This is a genomic window from Priestia sp. 53B2, assembly GCF_056099005.1.
Genome location: NZ_JBLZXA010000070.1, coordinates 1 through 459, shown reverse-complemented (window position 1 = coordinate 459; position 459 = coordinate 1). Strand labels below are relative to the sequence as shown.

Annotated in this window: 2 protein-coding genes; both read left to right on the top strand. The window is 60.3% G+C overall.

The window, feature by feature from the left end; translation table 11 throughout:
* Positions 1–278, top strand: a 278-nt coding sequence (locus ACN6NE_RS31105; RefSeq protein ID WP_474329440.1) for a Rid family hydrolase, incomplete at its 5' end; no start/stop codon positions are given.
* Positions 279–315: 37 nt separating this feature from the next.
* Positions 316–459: saccharopine dehydrogenase NADP-binding domain-containing protein (locus tag ACN6NE_RS31100; RefSeq protein ID WP_474329442.1), on the top strand; the 144-nt coding region annotated here is incomplete at its 3' end.

Sequence of the window (459 nt, the reverse complement as noted above, 5' to 3'; positions counted from 1 at the left end):
ACACCACGATGACCATACCGGCCGATGTCACGAGCCAGTCACGGAACTGCTTCAAGACCATCGAGGCAGCCCTCAAGGAAGGCGGCTTCGCGATGGCCGATATCGTCCGTGCGACCTACTACCTCACCGACGTCAACGACGCGGACGCCCATTTCGCGGTCTGTGGCGAGGTTCTCGGCGACATCCGTCCGGCCGCAACGCTGCTGATCGTCGCAGGGCTCTACAAGCCCGAGATGAAGGTCGAAATCGAAGTCACCGCAAAGCGACGTAACCCCTGATCCACTCTACCCGCCGCTAGGCGCTCTCCTGGAGAAAATGATGAATTCCTCCTCGCAGATCTACGCGAAGATCACCGGCCCCATCGTCATGGTCGGCTTCGGCTCCATCGGCAAAGGCACGCTGCCGATGATCGAGCGGCATCTCGATTACGACAAGTCGCGCATCACCGTGATCGATCCC